Origin of the sequence: Proteus sp. PR00208, assembly GCF_016238545.1 — a bacterium.
In the GTDB taxonomy this organism is placed as follows: Bacteria; Pseudomonadota; Gammaproteobacteria; order Enterobacterales; family Enterobacteriaceae; genus Proteus.
The window spans coordinates 203,719-222,306 of the sequence record NZ_JAEHQE010000002.1 but is presented as its reverse complement, the minus strand read 5'-3'; the positions used below and the strand labels follow the sequence as shown (position 1 = coordinate 222,306).

At 37.8% G+C, this 18,588-nt stretch carries 17 protein-coding genes and 1 other RNA gene; 11 read left to right on the top strand and 7 right to left on the bottom strand.

All coding sequences use genetic code 11. The features are described from left to right. Positions 1-2: 2 nt before the first annotated feature. From JEP36_RS03380 to zapA, 4 genes are all read right to left on the bottom strand, one after another. The gene (locus tag JEP36_RS03380; RefSeq protein ID WP_198629868.1) at positions 3-2,060 is read right to left on the bottom strand and encodes a peptidase domain-containing ABC transporter; all 2,058 of its coding nucleotides are present in this window, start codon (positions 2,058-2,060) and stop codon (positions 3-5) included. Between the two features lie 122 nt (positions 2,061-2,182). Continuing rightward, on the bottom strand, positions 2,183-2,776 hold the full coding sequence (locus tag JEP36_RS03375) for a 5-formyltetrahydrofolate cyclo-ligase (protein WP_198620805.1): 594 nt from the start codon (positions 2,774-2,776) through the stop codon (positions 2,183-2,185). 172 nt (positions 2,777-2,948) lie between these two features. Next, positions 2,949-3,132: non-coding RNA, 6S RNA (gene ssrS / locus JEP36_RS03370), on the bottom strand. Between the two features lie 109 nt (positions 3,133-3,241). Next, on the bottom strand, positions 3,242-3,571 hold the full coding sequence (gene zapA, locus JEP36_RS03365) for a cell division protein ZapA (protein ID WP_023581530.1): 330 nt from the start codon (positions 3,569-3,571) through the stop codon (positions 3,242-3,244). A 176-nt stretch (positions 3,572-3,747) separates the two neighbouring features. Between zapA and JEP36_RS03360 the strand changes: the two genes are divergently transcribed. From JEP36_RS03360 to gcvP, 7 genes are all read left to right on the top strand, one after another. Further along, positions 3,748-4,326 carry a YecA/YgfB family protein gene (locus JEP36_RS03360; RefSeq protein ID WP_109371086.1) on the top strand — a complete coding sequence of 193 codons (579 nt, stop codon included), beginning with the start codon at positions 3,748-3,750 and terminating at the stop codon, positions 4,324-4,326. 51 nt (positions 4,327-4,377) lie between these two features. Then, the gene (gene pepP, locus JEP36_RS03355) at positions 4,378-5,688 is read left to right on the top strand and encodes a Xaa-Pro aminopeptidase (RefSeq protein WP_198629867.1); all 1,311 of its coding nucleotides are present in this window, start codon (positions 4,378-4,380) and stop codon (positions 5,686-5,688) included. A gap of 13 nt (positions 5,689-5,701) precedes the next feature. Further along, on the top strand, positions 5,702-6,874 hold the full coding sequence (gene ubiH, locus JEP36_RS03350) for a 2-octaprenyl-6-methoxyphenyl hydroxylase (RefSeq protein ID WP_198620802.1): 1,173 nt from the start codon (positions 5,702-5,704) through the stop codon (positions 6,872-6,874). Positions 6,875-6,943: 69 nt separating this feature from the next. After that, positions 6,944-8,179 carry an FAD-dependent 2-octaprenylphenol hydroxylase gene (gene ubiI / locus JEP36_RS03345; protein ID WP_109371080.1) on the top strand — a complete coding sequence of 412 codons (1,236 nt, stop codon included), beginning with the start codon at positions 6,944-6,946 and terminating at the stop codon, positions 8,177-8,179. 414 nt (positions 8,180-8,593) lie between these two features. Then, complete coding sequence (gene gcvT / locus JEP36_RS03340; RefSeq protein WP_196570298.1) at positions 8,594-9,688, top strand: glycine cleavage system aminomethyltransferase GcvT; 1,095 nt, start codon at positions 8,594-8,596, stop codon at positions 9,686-9,688. A gap of 34 nt (positions 9,689-9,722) precedes the next feature. Then, positions 9,723-10,115, top strand: a complete 393-nt coding sequence (gene gcvH, locus JEP36_RS03335; RefSeq protein ID WP_100159082.1) for a glycine cleavage system protein GcvH — start codon at positions 9,723-9,725, stop codon at positions 10,113-10,115. 133 nt (positions 10,116-10,248) lie between these two features. Then, the gene (gene gcvP / locus JEP36_RS03330; RefSeq protein ID WP_198629866.1) at positions 10,249-13,125 is read left to right on the top strand and encodes an aminomethyl-transferring glycine dehydrogenase; all 2,877 of its coding nucleotides are present in this window, start codon (positions 10,249-10,251) and stop codon (positions 13,123-13,125) included. Between the two features lie 90 nt (positions 13,126-13,215). Here the strand turns inward: gcvP and JEP36_RS03325 are convergent, their stop codons facing one another. Continuing rightward, complete coding sequence (locus tag JEP36_RS03325; RefSeq protein ID WP_198620801.1) at positions 13,216-13,818, bottom strand: HD domain-containing protein; 603 nt, start codon at positions 13,816-13,818, stop codon at positions 13,216-13,218. A 31-nt stretch (positions 13,819-13,849) separates the two neighbouring features. Then, positions 13,850-14,836, bottom strand: coding sequence for a tRNA-modifying protein YgfZ (gene ygfZ, locus JEP36_RS03320; RefSeq protein ID WP_198620800.1), 987 nt, complete (start codon positions 14,834-14,836; stop codon positions 13,850-13,852). A gap of 264 nt (positions 14,837-15,100) precedes the next feature. Here ygfZ and sdhE point away from each other — a divergent pair, with 264 nt between their 5' ends. Both sdhE and JEP36_RS03310 read left to right on the top strand, forming a co-directional pair. Then, positions 15,101-15,376: an FAD assembly factor SdhE gene (gene sdhE / locus JEP36_RS03315; protein ID WP_036913402.1), complete on the top strand. Its 276-nt coding sequence runs from the start codon at positions 15,101-15,103 to the stop codon at positions 15,374-15,376. Positions 15,377-15,857: 481 nt separating this feature from the next. Continuing rightward, complete coding sequence (locus JEP36_RS03310; RefSeq protein ID WP_198620799.1) at positions 15,858-16,265, top strand: protein YgfX; 408 nt, start codon at positions 15,858-15,860, stop codon at positions 16,263-16,265. A gap of 16 nt (positions 16,266-16,281) precedes the next feature. Here the strand turns inward: JEP36_RS03310 and fldB are convergent, their stop codons facing one another. Continuing rightward, on the bottom strand, positions 16,282-16,800 hold the full coding sequence (gene fldB / locus JEP36_RS03305; RefSeq protein WP_088495999.1) for a flavodoxin FldB: 519 nt from the start codon (positions 16,798-16,800) through the stop codon (positions 16,282-16,284). A gap of 108 nt (positions 16,801-16,908) precedes the next feature. Here fldB and xerD point away from each other — a divergent pair, with 108 nt between their 5' ends. Continuing rightward, complete coding sequence (gene xerD / locus JEP36_RS03300) at positions 16,909-17,847, top strand: site-specific tyrosine recombinase XerD (protein WP_198625843.1); 939 nt, start codon at positions 16,909-16,911, stop codon at positions 17,845-17,847. 33 nt (positions 17,848-17,880) lie between these two features. Next, entirely contained in the window at positions 17,881-18,588 is a 708-nt protein-coding gene (dsbC, locus tag JEP36_RS03295; RefSeq protein ID WP_196533415.1) for a bifunctional protein-disulfide isomerase/oxidoreductase DsbC, read from the top strand.

The following is an 18,588-nucleotide window of genomic DNA, read 5'->3' as shown; positions in this document are numbered from 1 at the left end:
ACTCAACATCCTTGTTGACGTTGCCAAAGTTTTTTGTAGTGGCTATTTTTTGCAATTAATTCCTTATGTGTTCCTTCTTCAATAAGGTTGCCTTTTTCCAACACAATAATACGATGGCAAGTTCTCACCGTTGAAAGTCGATGAGCAATAATGATAACGGTTCTCTCTTTTGCAATAAGAGGAAGGTGCTCTTGGATAATAGCCTGAGATTCATCATCTAATGCGCTGGTGGCTTCATCAAAGATTAAAATTTTAGGCGAAGATAATAAGGCTCTTGCAATCGCAATACGTTGGCGTTGTCCTCCTGATAAGGATTGTCCTCCCTCTGCAATAATAGTGTCATAACCTAATGGTAGTTTTAAAATAAATTCATGAGCGCCCGTTAGTTTTGCTACGTAAATAACGTCTTCTAAAGAGGCATTTTGTCGAGTGAGTCGGATATTATCAAACACACTGAGATTAAATAAAAAATTTTGTTGTAGAATAATACCTATTTGCTGGCGTACTCTATTTAAATTAAGTTGTGAAAGAGGAATATTATCAAGTGCGACATGACCTGATTGTGGAATATAAAGACCTGAGATCATGCGTGCTAAAGTACTTTTCCCTGATCCTGATGTTCCAACAACACCAATAATTTCATGTCTTTTTATATGTAATGAAATATTATTTAAAATAGCAGGCGTATGATTTTGATAATGAAAACTGACATTATCAAAGGTAATTTCCCCCTTAATATTTGTTTCTAATATTGAACTATTTTGTTCTTTAGGAAGGTTAAGTATATCTTGTAAGTTGTAGATTGCTGTTTTTGTTTTGATATATTTTCCCCAAACATCAATAGCTGTCGCTAAAGGTTGTAAGCAATAGCCAAGTAGCATCGTAAAAGCAATAAGCTGACCTATTGTCATTGAGAGCGAAATAACTTCACAAGCCCCTACCCATAAGAGTAGTGCAACTGTTGTTTTATTTATGAATGACACAATAAAGCGAGATAAATTATCAATATTTTGAAGTTTTTCGTTTTCACCTGTTAGTTTATGAATTTGTGTATACCATTGTTGTGTAAACCTTGGTTCAAGAGAAAGGCTTTTAATTGTCTCAATACCACCTAAGCTTTCAGTAAGAAAGGCAGTATTGACTGCAACTTTTTGATAAAGATGCTGAACTGCAAATTCTATTTTTGGGGCAAGTAATTTAGCTAAAATAAGATAAAGAGGAATTGTCGAAATAAATATTAATGTTAGCTTTAGCGATAATATTGCCATTGCAAATATAAATAAGAAAATAAAAGAAGAATCAACAAATAACAGTAACAGCGTTTTTGTTATAAATTCTCGAATAATATCTAATTCTTTTATTCGAGCCACAATGGCACCTGTTTGACGTGATTTAAAATAGCCGATAGGAAGTCTAAATAAATGTTGGGCGAGTTTTAGACTTAACGTTATATCAATTTTATTTGCTGTATGCTGATAAATATATTCTCGAATTCCTTTTAGTGTTCCTTCTAGAATAGCAATAAAAATCAATCCAATAATTAAAACATCTAGTGTTGATAGAGCCTGATGGATAATCACTTTATCCATAATAATTTGTATTATAAAAGGTGATGTGAGCATTAATAATTGGAGAATGAGTGAGTAAAATAAAATGTTTATAAAGATAAGTTTGTATTTCTTTATTACTGTAAAAAACCATGAGAGACTAAAAAATGGATTTTCTTTAAAACAGAGATAATAGCATTGTGAGATGTTTAATGAATTGAATTGGCTTTGACTTAGGTTTTCTGTTTTATCTGTTTGTATATTATAAATAAGATATGTATTTTTATTTTTTTTTAATAATATAAATGTATTGTTTTTATTATCTAAAAAAATAATGTGATGTTCTATTTTTTTTAAAATAAATGATTTTTTTGTTTTTTTTAGTTTAAATTGATATTCAGTTTCTAATGAGTTTATAGTAGAATCTTTTTTTATTTCTATTTTTCTCTTTTTAGTTAGATTGATAATAATACTAATACTTTTTATTATGTGACTTTTTGTTTTATTATCCATGACAATAAAATACCTTTTGTATAGCTGAAAATATAAAAAGGTATTTAATATTATTTTTTTTATCAAAAATATAAAAAAACACAGATGATAATCATTAATTTTAATCTAGCACTAATAAAAAACTAAAAATGCCAGATCTTTTCTGGTGTAATAATTTCAGGTAATGGTACATCCCAATTCTCACTAGGAAGGTGAGCAACTTGTTGGCAAGTATGCGCTAATCCCATTGGATAAAATGATTTTTGTTGCCAGTTTTCTAGTGTTCTATCGTAAAAACCACCCCCCATACCTAATCGTTGACCTTGTTCATCAAATGCGACAAGTGGGGTAAAAATAATATCGATATTAGAAAGAGGGATCACCGCATTCACATTTAAAGGCGGCTCTGAAATATTAAAGCGATTTTTTACTAATGTAGTAGAAGGTGTGTAGCGTAAAAAAAGGAGGTGATGGCGATGAAAGGGATGCAATACAGGTAAGCAAACTTGTTTATTTAATGCCCATAGCTGGGAGATCAAAGGTGATGTATCAATTTCACCATCAAAAGAAAGAAACAGTGCAATCGTCTGCGCTTGTTTGATTTTAGGGTGAGTAAGAACTTGTTCGCATAGTTTTAGCGCAGCGTCCTGCTGTTGCTCTTGAGTGAGTAAACGTCTCTTTTGGCGGATAGACTTGCGTATTTCATCTCTTTGCTGAAAAAGTGAGGCTTCTATCATTCATCAACCCATCAGTAAGTCGTTAGTGTTAATGATGAAGTATCATTAACATCAATTTATTACACTTTAGAGGTAAAAAAGAGAAAAGCCAAGATTGGGTAAGGGAAAAGGGTATAAAAAAAGTTCTAAACATTAAGCATTTATAAAATACTCAGTGTTTAGAACTTAAATGGAGGTCTCCAAGATGCCGCCGCAAGCTGTAACCCTTGAACCCATGGTCCAAGGTGAACATAGTGTTGCTGCCATTAGGCTGCCTGAACGAATCGGGTATGCTCACAAGCAACAGATCACCACGTTCTATGTGTTTCGAATATCGGCTCAGGGGACTGGCCCGCTGGCAAACATCTCAGAGAAATTTGGTGGGTGCGTTAAGCACCTTATCTATGAACTATTGTATTATTTTAATTGTAGAAAGCAACCTATTATCTGTGAATTTCGTGGTGTACGCGTGCTTTCTGAACAAATCTACTTCGCAGTTGAAAAAGTGCGATCATGATGCTTGCCTTGATCGTGTAAAGCTTGTTCAATGGATTGTTGTAGCATTTTTATCTTCTCTTCCATGTTGTAGGCATAGTCTCTGGTTTTTAACTTTTCTTCTGCCAACTCATGACTCATATTTAATGCCACGATAAAAATTAAGTGCTCTGTGTTGGAAACACCACTGCGTTCTTTGAGATCTTGTAATCGTTGTTCCAGTTCAGCAGCAGAAGCCAGTAAAGCATCTCTTTGTTCTGGTGGGCAATTGACACGTAATGAGCGCCCAAAAATTTGAAGATCAACGGGTTGTGCGGACATGATTCCTTCCTGACATAAAATCTGTGCTACGTGTTTAGTAGTGTATACGGTTATAACGCTGTATTAAACGCTATTACTGCAAAAATTCCAATGATTAACATGGCTTAACTGGTACAGCGACTTCTATTGATGGTAGCATATCTTGAACTATTCCCCTAAATGCGACGTTTATTCTTATGTCAAAACAGAACACATTACCGAATTATCAAACTATTGATGCATTATTACAGCAACATACAGTACCTTTAACCGCGGCTGAAATGCATGGTTTGATTACAGGATTTATTTGCGGTGCAGTGCGCGATAACAGTTGGAAAACCTTATTACACGATTTGACTAATGAGGGTTTAGCTTTTCCTAAAACGTTATCAGAGCCACTTGAAGAGCTTTATCACATCACCTATGAACAGCTCGATGACAGTGTGTTCAACTTCTCTATGTTAGTGCCTGACGAATCTGAATCTGTTTTTCTAAGAGCCGATGCCCTTGCGGGATGGGTTAATCATTTTCTTTTAGGTCTGGGTGTTGCTCAACCTAAGTTGTCTGATCATAAAGAATTGACCGAAGTGATTACTGATTTGCGTAATATTGGTGCGCTAGGTTATGAAGAAGACGAAAACCAAGAAGAACTTGAAGATGCACTTGAAGAAGTCAGTGAATATGTAAAAGTATCCGTTCAACTTTGTTATATCACTTTTGTCGCTCCAAAAGACAAAGGAAATGACAAACAAAATGAGCAACGTGTACTACATTAATTTCATCATTAATTAGATAACCATAAAGATAAATGAAAGACAGGAGTGGGTATGAATAAGCAAGAATTTTTATCCCGTCGTCAGGCATTATTAGCTCAAATGAAGCCTGCGAGTGCAGCTATCTTTTTTGCCGCACCACCAGCGCAACGTAATGCCGATAGTGAGTATCCTTATCGCCAACATAGTGATTTCCTTTATCTAACTGGTTTCAGCGAGCCTGAAGCTATTCTTGTGCTGATTAAAAGTGATGAAACACATAATCACAGTGTGCTTTTTAATCGCGTTAGAGATTTAACCGCTGAAATTTGGTTTGGTCGTCGCCTTGGACAAGAAGCTGCACCTGAAAAATTAGGTGTTGATAAGGCGCTACCTTATGAAGATGTTGGTGAGCAACTGTACCAATTATTAAACGGGTTAGATGTTGTTTATCATGCTCAAGGTGAATATGCGTTTGCTGATGAGATAGTCTTTGGTGCATTAGAAACCTTAAGAAAAGGTTCTCGCCGTAACTTAAAAGCACCACAAACTATCATTGATTGGCGTCCAATTGTTCATGAGCAACGCCTATTTAAATCTGATTTTGAACTTGAATTACTGCGTAAAGCTGGAAAAATTACCGCATTAGCACATACGCGTGCGATGCAAAAATGTCAGCCGGGTATGTATGAATATCAACTTCAAGGTGAGATTGAACATGAGTTTACCTCTCATGGTGCGCGTTTCCCTTCGTATAATAGTATTGTCGGCAGTGGTGAAAATGGTTGTATTTTGCACTACACCGAAAACGAAACCAAAATGCGTGATGGGGATTTAGTTCTTATTGATGCAGGCTGTGAATATGAAGGTTATGCCGGTGATATCACCCGTACTTTCCCTGTTAATGGTAAATTTAGCCGTCAACAACGTGAAATTTATGACATAGTCTTAAAATCCATCAATGTTTCTTTGGAATTGTACAAACCTGGTACAAGTATCAAAGAAGTCACTGAGCATGTCGTGTATATCATGGTCGAAGGACTGGTTAAACTGGGCATTATGCACGGTGAAATCGAGCATCTTATTGAGACAAAAGCCTATCAGCGTTTCTTTATGCATAGCTTAAGCCATTGGCTAGGTCTTGATGTTCATGATGTTGGACATTATGGCACGGAGCGTGACCGCATTTTAGAACCTGGCATGGTACTGACCATTGAACCGGGACTTTACATTGCGCCAGATGCAGATGTGCCACAAGAGTATCGTGGCATTGGTATTCGCATTGAAGATGACATTGTTATCACGGAAACAGGCAATGAGAATTTAACGGCATCTGTCGTTAAAGATCCTGATGAAATTGAAGCTCTGATGGCAGGAAAAATTTAAGGCTAAAATCAGCATGAATGTGATTATTGTGGGTGGTGGAATGGCAGGTGCGACATTAGCACTTGCACTCTCTGCATTAAATAAAGGTAAGATTTCAATTTCGTTAATTGAAGCAAGAGAGCCTGACAATGGGCACCCTGGGTTTGATGCAAGAGCGATCGCATTAGCACATGGAACAGCGAAACGGTTAGAGCAAATCGGGCTTTGGTCAACATTAAAACCTTTTGTCACTCCCATTAATCATGTTCATGTCTCTGATAAAGGTCATTGTGGTTTTGTTAATATTCATGCACAAGACTATGATATCTTAGCACTGGGTTATGTTATTGAATTGCATGATGCTGGGCGTCAGCTTTTTGCTAAGTTAAAAAAACAATCTAATATCACGCTTTATTGCCCCGCTAAAGTTGAACAAGTTCAACGTAATATCGATTCTGTTGAGGTAACACTTGATGATGGTACGCAATTATCGGGTGATTTACTGATTGCTGCTGATGGTACTCATTCACCTATTGGTCACCAGTGCCATATTCAATGGCAACGAGAGCCTTATCATCAAGTGGCTGTGATCGCTAATGTCAAAACAGAAATTGATCCTCAAGGCAAAGCTTTTGAGCGTTTTACGGAGTTTGGTCCATTAGCCATGTTACCAATGAGTGAAGGGCGTAGCTCATTAGTATGGTGTCATCCTATTGAAAAATTGGATGAAGTTTCACAGTGGGATGATGAAACAACTATCGCGCATTTACAGCGTGACTTTGGCTGGCGTTTAGGAAAGATAGAGCATATTGGTAAGCGAAATTGCTACCCTTTAGCGCTACAAAAAGCCAATCAAATTATTGGTCATCGTTTAGCGTTAGTTGGAAATGCCTCGCAAACACTTCATCCTATTGCAGGACAAGGTTTTAACCTTGGTTTACGTGATGTTATGGCACTTGCCAATACGATCACCCAAGCGATTAATGCCAATACTGATATTGGTAGTTATCGAGTACTCTCTCAATATCAACAACTTCGCCAACAAGATAGAGAAAAAACAATCTCTATTACTGATGGGTTGGTGAAAGTGTTTGCAAATCGTTGTGTGCCACTGATTGTTTCTCGCAACTTAGGGCTAATGACGATGGAATTACTCCCAATGATGAGAGATAAATTGGCGCATCAAACACTTGGCTGGACAGACTAGAGCGTGTTGATCTTTGATGGTCAATTTTTATTCGAATTAAATATAGTCGCTTTTTAGGATACTTTTATTATGAAATCATTTGATGTTGTTATTGCTGGTGGTGGAATGGTTGGGCTTGCATTAGCCAGCGGATTACACGGGTGTGGATTACGTATAGCGATAATAGAAAATCACCCAGTAACGACGCTTTTTCACCCACAAGATGATTTTTCATTACGCGTATCTGCTATTAATACAGCCAGTGAAATGCTGCTGAAAAAATTAGGTGTTTGGGAAAATTTGCAAGCATTACGAACAGCACCTTATCAAGGTATGGAAGTTTGGGATCAAGATAGCTTTGGCCGTATTGAGTTTTCAGCACAAAAAGAAGGATTCAGCCACTTAGGCTCTATTATCGAAAATAACCTTATTCGTGAAGTGCTTTGGCAAAAATGTGAAAGCCATAGTGATATTACCTTCTATTCATCAACGCAAATTGAGCGTGTGGTATGGGGGGAAAACGATGCTTTCATTACCCTTAATGATGGTGAAATGTTAACCGCAAGACTTGTTGTGGGCGCTGATGGTGCTAATTCATGGCTACGTAAACATGCTGATATTCCACTGACGTTTTGGGACTATGAACATCACGCATTAGTTGCCACTATTCGTACCGAACAACCTCATGAAAATGTTGCGCGCCAAGTTTTTCATGGCGAAGGTATTTTGGCATTTCTGCCTCTTTCTGATCCTCATACTTGTTCTATTGTTTGGTCTTTACCAAGCAACCTTGCTGAACGTTATAAAAGCGCAGAAAAAAGCTTATTTGAGCGCACATTGGGTGTGACCTTTGATATGCGTTTAGGTCAATGTGAATTAATAAGTGATCGCATGACCATACCATTAACAGGTCGTTATGCTCGCCAATTTGCCGCTCCTCGCTTAGCGTTATTAGGCGATGCTGCTCATACTATCCACCCTTTAGCTGGACAAGGTGTTAACCTTGGTTTTATGGATGTTGCAGAGTTAATTGGTGAAATTCGCCGTTTAAAAGCTGAAGGTAAAGATTTTGGTGAATATCTCTATTTGAGACGATTTGAACGTCGCCGCAAACATGCAGCCGCGGTGATGTTGGCAAGTATGCAAGGATTTCGTGAACTTTTTGCTGGCAATAACCCCGTTAAAAAACTGGTTCGAGATATCGGTCTTTCGTTAGCGGATAGTTTACCGGGGGTAAAACCTAAGTTACTTGAGCAAGCAATGGGACTTTCTGATTTACCTGAGTGGTTAAGTAATAAAAATTTCACTTCAGTTGAAAAAATCTAATTTCTCTCTTATTTCACATTACTTTTATTTATATCTGACTGAAGAAATAGAACTAAAAAAATCTATTTTTTCAGTCTATTCTTTGCACTAATTCCCTTTTTTCAGTAATTCCTCGCTAAAAATGAGCGCTGATACGCATAATTGCAATCATTAGTTCTGCATACCCATATGTCTACATTATGATTAAGAGACACAATACCCTATTTTAACTTATGGTTTATTTTTTCTCACAATGCTAAGTTCAAGGGGATGGTATCGTTTGCGTTGTACGTTAATTGCTCGTATTTGTTAAATCAATGTTTAAAAATAAACTTAAGTTTGAGATTAACACTATGATTTCAAATCAAGTTTAATTTTATATTTAACAAATTACGTTCTCTGAATAATCTAAAGTAAAAGTAGAAAGAGGGAAGAATGGCAAAACAGACTCCGTTGTATGATGAGCACGTAGCTTGCGGTGCTCGTATGGTCGATTTTCATGGTTGGATGATGCCTTTGCATTATGGCTCCCAAATAGATGAACATCATATTGTACGTCGTGATGCAGGTATGTTTGATGTTTCTCATATGACCATTGTTGACTTACATGGCTCACAAGTTAAAGATTTTCTACGTTATTTATTAGCGAATGATATCGCTAAACTCACCGAAAAAGGTAAGGCGCTTTATACCGGTATGCTAAATGCATCAGGTGGTGTAATTGATGATCTTATCGTCTATTACTTTGATGACTCTTTCTATCGTCTCGTTGTGAATTCTGCCACTCGTGAAAAAGATCTCGCGTGGATTGAACAACATGCTTCAGATTATGTGGTTGATATCACTGTTCGTGACGACTTAGCATTAATCGCTGTTCAAGGTCCTCATGCACAAGAGAAAGTACAAAGCTTATTAAGCGAAGCGCAACGCCAAGTCGTTTCTGCCATGAAGCCTTTCTATGGTGTAGAGCTTGGAGACTTGTTTATTGCGACAACGGGCTATACCGGTGAAGCTGGCTATGAAATCGCAATGCCAAAAGAGCAAGCAGTCGATTTTTGGAAAAAATTATTAGCTGTGGGAGTTAAACCCGCAGGATTAGGAGCAAGAGACACATTACGCCTAGAAGCGGGAATGAACCTCTATAGCCAAGAGATGGATGAAACGATTAATCCACTTGAAGCAAATATGGGATGGACGATTGCATGGGCACCAGAAGATCGTCAATTTATTGGTCGAGAAGCATTAGAAAAATTACGCGCAACAGGCACAGATAAACTTGTTGGTCTTGTAATGCGAGAGAAAGGTGTGTTACGTGCTGGCACTGCCGTACACTTTACTGATGATTTAGGCGAGTTAAGAGAAGGTATTATTACAAGTGGTACTTTTTCGCCTACATTAGGCTTTAGTATTGCATTAGCAAGAGTTCCAGCAGGTATAAAAGATAGCGCAATTGTATTAATGCGTAATCGTGAGATGCCAGTAGAAGTGGTAAAACCTGGTTTTGTTCGTTCAGGTAAAGCATTGGTATAACACGTACAATTATTTTAAATGGAGAGTAAGGTCAATGAGTCAAATACCTAGTGAATTAAAATACGCACAATCTCATGAGTGGATCCGTTCAGAAGGCAATGGTGAATACACTATCGGTATTACTGAACATGCACAGGAATTATTAGGTGACATGGTGTTTGTTGATCTACCAGAAGTGGGTAGAGAAGTCGCAGCTGGTGATGATTGTGCGGTAGCGGAATCAGTAAAAGCAGCATCAGATATTTACGCACCATTATCGGGTGAAATTATCGCAGTAAATGAAGAGTTAGATGGTTCTCCAGAACTGGTGAACAGTGCGCCTTACGGAGAAGGTTGGTTATTTCGCATTAAAGCAAATAATGAAAGCGAATTAGATGACTTACTTGATGCCGCCGGTTATCAAGAGCTGGTAGATAGCGAAGAGTAAAACGAAGCGCCCCGTCAAATCAATGTCGGGGCGTTTTTATTTGTTAGCTTGTTATCGTAATGCTATCTCAACGCGCTTTAAGCCTTGTGCTATTTACCTATCCATTCATAGTGAATTCAGGAAATTACTTGCAATGACACAGACTTTAAATCAGTTAGAGTATCGCGATGAATTTATTCATCGCCATATTGGCTCATCACCAGAACAGATTAAAGAGATGCTCAGTGCTGTTGGCGTCTCCTCATTAAATGAATTAACTCAAAAAATTGTTCCAGATAATATTCAATTAGAAACACCACCGAATGTGGGTGCAGGGGCAACAGAGCAAGAAGCCTTGGCTGAATTAAAAGCGATCGCCAGCCAAAATAAACGTTTTACTTCTTACATTGGAATGGGTTACGCACCTTCTGTATTGCCTCCTGTGATTTTGCGTAATTTATTAGAAAATCCAGGTTGGTATACCGCTTATACACCTTATCAGCCAGAAGTTTCTCAAGGTCGTCTAGAATCACTATTGAATTTCCAACAGGTTACAATTGATTACACGGGAATGGATCTCGCTTCCGCATCGTTGCTAGATGAAGCAACGGCCGCAGCTGAAGCAATGGCAATGGCAAAACGTGTAAGCAAATTGAAAAATGCGGATCGTTTCTTTGTCGCTGATGATATTCACCCTCAAACCTTAGATGTTGTCAGAACGCGTGCAGATACTTTTGGTTTTGAGGTTGTTGTTGATAAAGCTGAAAAAGTATTAGAGCTTGAAGGTGTCTTTGGTGTGCTATTACAACAAGTCGGCACAACGGGCGAAGTTCATGATCACAGCAAGTTATTAGCCGCACTAAAAGAGCGCAAAATAATTACCAGTGTTGCCGCTGATTTAATGGCGCTGGTGGTTCTCACTGCGCCAGGTCATCAAGGTGCTGATATCGTATTAGGTTCAGCGCAACGTTTTGGTGTCCCTATGGGTTACGGTGGCCCACATGCGGCATTCTTTGCTTGTCGTGATGAATATAAACGTGCGATGCCGGGTCGTATTATTGGTGTCTCTCGCGATGCTGCGGGTAATCGTGCATTACGTATGGCGATGCAAACGCGTGAACAGCATATTCGTCGTGAAAAAGCGAACTCGAATATTTGTACATCCCAAGTTTTACTTGCCAATATCGCGGCTATGTATGCGGTTTATCATGGGCCAGAGGGGTTAAAAACCATCGCTCAACGTATTCATCGTTTAACGGATATTTTAGCTGCGGGTTTACAACAAAACGGTATGGTATTACGCCATAAAACTTGGTTTGATACATTAACGATTGATACCGCAGATAAAGCCGCTGTATTACAACGTGCTAAAGATGCCGAAATTAACTTACGTACCGATATTGTGGGTGCTGTAGGTGTAACACTAAGCGAAATTACAACGCGTGAAGATGTATTAAAGCTTGTTGAAATTATCAGTGGTAAAGCATTCACTGGTGATATTGATGCACTTGATAAACAAGTTGCCTCCTCATCAGTATCAATTCCTGCTTCTATGCAACGTAAAGACACTGTGCTGACACATGAAAACTTTCATCAGTATCACAGTGAAACAGAAATGATGCGCTATATGCATCGTTTAGAAAATAAAGACTTAGCATTGAATCAAGCGATGATCCCATTAGGATCATGTACGATGAAACTTAATGCTGCTGCTGAAATGATCCCTATTACATGGCCTGAATTTACAGAGCTACATCCATTCTGCCCAGCCTATCAAGCGAAAGGCTATCAAGTGATGATTGGACAACTGTCCAATTGGCTTGCCGCATTAACGGGTTATGATGCGATGTGTATGCAACCAAACTCGGGTGCGCAAGGTGAATATGCGGGCTTATTAGCGATTCGTCGTTATCACCAAAGCCGTGGTGAAGGTGCGCGACATATCTGCTTGATCCCAAGTTCAGCACACGGTACTAACCCTGCTTCTGCTCATATGGCTGGCATGACAGTGGTGGTGGTCGGTTGTGATGATAACGGCAATATCGATATTGCAGACTTAAAAGCCAAAGCAGAAAAACATCAAGCTGAACTCTCTTGTGTGATGGTGACATACCCATCAACGCATGGTGTTTATGAAGAAGGTATTCGTGAAGTTTGTGAAATCATTCATCAATATGGCGGACAAGTTTATCTTGATGGTGCCAATATGAATGCGCAAGTGGGGATCACAACACCGGGCTTTATTGGTTCTGATGTTTCTCACTTAAACTTACATAAAACCTTCTGTATTCCTCATGGTGGTGGTGGTCCAGGAATGGGGCCTATTGGCGTGAAATCACATTTAGCGCCATTTGTACCAGGTCATTCTGTTGTTGAAATGGAAAATGTCACTACACAAGGTGCTGTTTCTGCGGCTCAATTTGGTAGCGCTTCAATACTACCGATTAGTTGGATGTATATTCGTATGATGGGCGCACAAGGGCTTAAACAAGCAAGCCAAGTGGCAATCTTAAATGCGAACTATATCGCACAACGTTTGAAAAATGATTATGACATTCTTTATGCTGGGGCTGATGGTTATGTCGCACATGAATGTATTATCGATATTCGCCCATTAAAAGCGAATTACGGTATCAGTGAAATGGATGTGGCTAAGCGTTTAATTGACTATGGATTCCACGCTCCAACTATGTCATTCCCAGTTGCGGGCACATTAATGATTGAGCCAACAGAGTCTGAAAGTAAAGTTGAAATTGATCGCTTTATTGAAGCTTTGCTTTCTATTCGTGCTGAAATTGCACAAGTAGATAAAGGCGTATGGCCAATTGATGACAATCCATTAGTTAATGCACCTCACACACAATATGAATTAGTGCAAGAGTGGTCACATAGTTATAGTCGTGAATGTGCGGTGTTCCCAAGTGAAGCAACGAAACAAAGCAAGTATTGGCCAGCGGTTAAACGTCTGGATGATGTGTATGGCGACCGCCATTTACATTGTTCATGTGCGCCAATTAGTGACTATGAATAAGCTTTAATCTAGCTATATTCTTAAATTTAAATACCGATGGTTAAGTTAGCCATCGGTATTTTTTATTTAACAAATTCAGCATTGAATAGATTACTTCAGCCAGCCTTTTTTCTGTGCCTCTAATAATTGAGGGTAGAGATATTGCCAAAATTCAGGCCACTGTTTTTCAATAAACAGATTACGTGCTAATACTTGCTCTAAGCGGATATTATTTTCGACCCAGCTTTGACCTTTATTATGTAAATTCATCAGCATCGGCATGGTGCGATCAAGAATATTAGCAAACTGAGATTCTGGTGTTTCAGCCGCATCATATTCCAGCCATAAATTGAGGAAATATTCACTTTGTGGGGAAGGCAATAAAGAGAAAATACGTTTTGCGGCTTTTTGCTCGTGCTCTTTAATCGCTTCGCGAGCGGCAACGTCATAAACCATCACATCGCCAGCATCTATTTCGACGATATCGTGAACAAGGGCTAATTGAATAGCTCGTCCCATATCAATGTCACCCGCGTAAGGCTGAAAACTCATTGCTGCAACGGCAAAGTGCCAACTATGTTCTGCGGTATTTTCGGAACGACTATTGTCTAATACATTATTTTTACGATAAACACGTTTTAGTTTATCTAACTCCATAATAAAGTTAATAGTATCAGAGAAGGGGCCAAATGCCCCTTTTGGTAATTGTGTCATAAAAGTCCGTATTGGTTATGATAAATAAGAATTACTCTTCTTCTAAAGAATAAGGCAGTGGTTTAATGGATAAACGACTGATGTTATCGTCTTGAACTCGAAATACACTATCTGGCTCCATATCGTTATTCATAACAACTTCAGCCAAAATAGTATTATCAGCCATACGTACAGCGCTTAATACCGTTCCTGTTTTACGCCATTTATCTTCGCCTAATTGCCATTCAACGCTACCACCAATCTCTGGCAATTCAGTACCACCACCTGATAACAAATACATAGCACGTTTATTTGCGCCTCTGAATTTCGCACGAGATACCATCTCTTGCCCAGTATAACAGCCTTTTTTAAAGCAGATACTCAGCGGTAATGCTTGCAGATTTGTTGCTTGAGGTAAGAATTGCTCAATATTTGGAGTATCAATAATAGGATATCCAGCCTCAATATCTAAGGCTAACCATTGCTCACTATTACTGGTTTCTGCTTTTAATGTTGTTGCAAGATTTTTTGCTGTTTCTTCGTCTGTTACGATTAAAAAGCGTTCAGTAGGTAAAGGTAATTGCAGAATATAAGTATTATCGTGATTAACCACTTCGTTTGCTTTACGAGGGATATTTGGAAAGTAATCTGCTAATGCAAGAGCAGCACCTTGCCCTGCTAATCCTAATAAAACGCTATCTGTATTTTCAGCTAAGGTTACTTTTGAAAATACAGCATATTTTTTTAATTCAGCAAGTTGTTTTTGTGCGACATTTTTACGCAAAATATAAGCAAAACCCTCTTGCTGGTGGAATAAGCGAAGTGTACTCCACATTTTACCTTTTGCTTCACAGTGTGCAGACAATGTATGTGTTGTTGTTGGAAGTGCTGCAATATCCGTTGTTAGTTGACCTTGTAGATATTTTTCACTGTCAGCACCTGTTGCTGTTATCAGTGACCATTCATCTAAAGAAACCAGTGTTAATGGCAAATTGATTGCTGCATGAGGGCGTTTAGCCTGAGTAGAATTTTGAGTCATGATGTCACCAGCTATTAAATTAATCAGATACATCAGTTATGGTAAAAGAGTGGCAAGACAATGCAAGTCATTATTATTTTTAACGCACGGAAAATGAACTTGATAAATAACAAATGAAAGCATGTTCAATAGGTTGTCTATGAGACTAAACCTGCAAACTGTGATCATTTTGATGTTAAAAATTTTGCGATAAGACTATTATCAATGCTAGGAAGAAATAGTGGTATTTCTTGATTTGAACAATGTAAAGAGCAGAGTATGACTATCGATATAGAGAATAAAGCACGAATTAACTGGGCATGTCGTCGTGGAATGCGTGAACTGGATATTTCTATCATGCCTTTTTTCGAGAATGAGTACGATACGCTATCTGATAACGATAAAGCACTTTTTGTTCGTTTACTAGAGTGTGCAGATCCTGATTTATTTAACTGGTTAATGAATCATGGACGCCCTGATGATGATGCGCTCTATTATATGGTGAAATTAATCCAAGATCGCAATAAAGCTAGAATGGCGGAGATCGTTGATAAATATTAATAAAATAGATTATCAAATCAACGATAGGATTAAATAGTAATTAAGATTGATTAAAAATGACGCCTTTATTTTCTCATCAAATAAAGGCGTTTTCATTTTTTATGTAAAAATTTAATAATATTAAGGATACTCTAAAATTTACTGAAATAAAAAATGTAGTTGCGTTAAATTTGCGCACTACCTCTAAAAATGATCGCTTAAATCGTCTTTTTTTGATGTTTTTCGCTTTATACTTAATAAATCAGGTATGCTGACTTTATTAAAACAGCGATTAAGAAAGAATAGAAATTTCGTACTTATTATTAAGTTATATTTTTTTAATACATATTAAATCGAAAAAGTAACAATAAATAATTAAGCTAAAATATAAGATAAACTATTTGCAAGGTTAAGGAAGAAGTTACATTATAAATAGATTGGTCTTTATTATCTTTAACTTATTTATATTCGTATAGAATTATAGCAGGAGTTAATATAACTCGTGATTTTATGGAAGTCGCACCTCACAGTATCATGGTTTACTCAACTCTTCTCAACAGTTGCTTATGTTGCCTTTGAGATCGGTTTACTGTTGTATCCATGGCCTCCTGATTTTATTTATGTTTGGGTTCCATTGTTACTTTTCTTGATAGGTGGTTGGTATTTCACACAAAAGAATATTAGTCGTATCAAAGGGGATTTTATTTTACTGAATGGCAACCGAATTCAATGGAAACTGCATGAATGGCAAATAACAAAACGCCCTTGGATCAGCCGTTTTGGTGCTCGAATAACGTTAACCTCTATTCTAAATAAAAAGCAAATCACGTTATGGGTTGCTTTTGATAGTATGACTGAAAATGAGTGGCGTAACTTTTCTCAGTTATTGATGCAATATCCAGATATTTAATATCTGGATATTAAATTTATAAATTTTCTTCTACTTCACGTAGAATTTGCATACACCATTGTGATAAACGTTCATCAGTTTCTTCAAATTGGTTTACGTCATCTAATGCAAGACCAACAAAATGTTTACCATCATCAGATAAAGGTTTTGGGCTGACAAATTCATACCCATCAACAGGCCAGAACCCAATAAACTTAACACCACTTGGTAATAAATGATGGTAGAGCATACCCAGCGCATCAAGGAACCATTCGCTATAATCAACCTGATCACCCATCCCATACATTGCAATAAGCTTATTTTTTAAATTTAATGTCGGCAATGTATCCCAAATATTGAGCCAATCTTCTTGGATCTCACCAAAATCCCAAGTTGGAATACCTAAAATAAGGATATCATATTGTTCCATAAGCGTGATATCACACTCTTGAACATTATGAAGATCAACGAACTCTTCACCGAGAATATCACGAATTTTTTCTGCTGCCATTTCGGTGTAACAAGTGCTGGAACCGTAAAATAGACCAATTTTCATAAAGGTTTTTAGGATATTTTTGCCAATAAAGGTCACTATTGTACCAGAAAAATTTTTTTATAAGGCATAATGTAAAGGCGATAAGCTAAAGAGAGGGAGAGTAAGACTGTGTCACAAACCAAATTATCGACAAAAAAGGCAACTCATATCAATGAAGATACTGATATTATCATTGAACAATTTCTCGACAATATTTGGTTAGAGCAAGGCTTATCTGCAAATACGCTCAGCTCTTATCGCTTAGACTTACAAGCATTAGGGCAATGGCTTGCACATCACGAATTAGACTGGTTATCAGTCACTACTTTGGATTTGCAATCCTTTCTCGCAACGCGTTTAGATGAAGGCTATAAAGCCAGTAGTGCCGCGCGTCTACTCAGCACAATGCGTCGATTATTCCAGTATCTGTATCGTGAAAAATTACGTTTAGATGACCCAAGCTCATTACTGTCAACACCTAAGCTTCCTAAGCGTTTACCAAAAGATTTAAGTGAGCGACAAGTTGATGATTTACTCAATGCCCCTTGTATTGATGAGCCACTTGAATTGCGCGATAAAGCAATGCTTGAAGTCCTTTATGCATGTGGGCTTCGTGTTTCTGAATTAGTGGGATTATCCCTCTCTGATATCAGCTTACGACAAGGCGTGCTACGTGTTATTGGTAAGGGCGATAAAGAACGATTAGTTCCTTTAGGTGAAGAAGCTATTTACTGGCTGGAGCAATATCTGCAATATGGAAGACCCACTTTAATGCAAGGAAAAACAGACGATATTGTTTTTCCTAGCTTAAGAGGGCAAAAAATGACACGCCAAACATTTTGGCATCGGATAAAACATTATGCAGTGATAGCAGGGATCGATACTGAAAAACTATCACCTCATGTGTTGCGTCATGCATTTGCGACACATCTCTTAAATCATGGAGCAGACTTGCGTGTTGTACAGATGTTATTGGGGCACAGTGACCTCTCTACAACACAGATTTATACCCATGTTGCAACAGAACGCTTGAAAGCGCTTCATCAGCAACATCATCCAAGGGGATAGCCGCTAAAGAGCAGGCGTTAAATAGGAATTCAAATGAAAAAGAAATTATTCTGGTTGCCAATATTATTAAGCATGGTGTCAATGCCTGTGCTTGCTGACAATGCCTCAATTGAAGCGCAACTGGCTAAAATGCAAATTAAAGCAGAAAGTATCCAACCTACACCGATTGTTGGGTTAAATGCGGTGTTATCAGACAAAGGTATTTTTTATATTACGGATGATGGTAAGTATCTAACAGCGGGCCCTATTTATAATATCAGTAATGGTGAGCCAGTCAGTATTGCCAATCAAATTATTATGAAAAAAGTAGATTCACTTAAAAATGAAATGATTGTCTATAAAGCGCAAAATGAACGCCATGTGATCACTATTTTTACTGATATTAGTTGCCCCTATTGCCAAAAACTTCATCAAGAAGTACCCGAGTTGAATAAACAAGGAGTGACAGTACGCTATTTAGCGTTTCCTCGTAATGGCATTAGCAACAATATTGTGAGCAAAGAAATGAATGCTGTGTGGTGTAGTGGCTTCCCTAATAAATCATTAGACAGTGCATTTAAAGGTGACAAAATTATTGCGATTGATGATTGCAAAAAAATCAATATCAATGAACATTTTAAATTAGGCACTATGATGGGGATCCAAGGCACACCTGCTATTGTATTACCTAATGCTAGTATTTATGGTGGATATATTTCTGCACAAAACCTTGTTGAATTATTAGATAAAAAAGAGAAGTAA